General features: G+C 63.2%; 1 protein-coding gene and 1 pseudogene. Both read left to right on the plus strand.

The window, feature by feature from the left end:
- A partial coding sequence (locus EOA27_RS39850; protein WP_145970965.1) for a hypothetical protein occupies nucleotides 1-238 on the plus strand: 238 nt, incomplete at its 5' end.
- Nucleotides 210-462 (plus strand): annotated as a pseudogene (locus tag EOA27_RS39855) (conjugal transfer protein TrbJ); the annotation flags it as partial. The gene EOA27_RS39850 and the pseudogene EOA27_RS39855, both read left to right, overlap by 29 nt.

Consider the following 462-nt stretch of genomic DNA (forward strand, 5'->3'; position numbering starts at 1 on the left):
GATCGAGATCGTGGCGACGGCGCTGCCCAAGCGCGAATACTACGTCGCCTCGCCGGAAGGACGGCGGCTCTTCGACATGGCGCTCGGACCCGTCGCGCTCTCCTTCGCCGGCGCCTCCGGCAAGGACGATCTTAAGCAGATTCTCGCGCTGAAGGCCGAGCATGGCGACGGCTGGCCGGCGCGATGGCTTCAACAGAGAGGAATTGGCGATGCCGAAGCACTCCTTGAGAACGGCTAGATTTACCGCTGCCGCGGCATTCGCAGCGATCGCGACCCATGTATCGCCGGCGCTATCCGGGGCGGCGACAGGTGGGGCGACGGAATGGACCCAGCTCCTCAACAACGGCGAGTTGGTCAGCCTGGTCGGCCAGTCGACCGAGCAGATCAACAACCAAGTCACCCAGATCGCACAACTGGCGGAGCAGATCCAGAACCAGCTGAAGATATACGAGAACATGCTGC

Source organism: Mesorhizobium sp. M2A.F.Ca.ET.037.01.1.1, from assembly GCF_003998075.1.
Classification (GTDB): domain Bacteria; phylum Pseudomonadota; class Alphaproteobacteria; order Rhizobiales; family Rhizobiaceae; genus Mesorhizobium.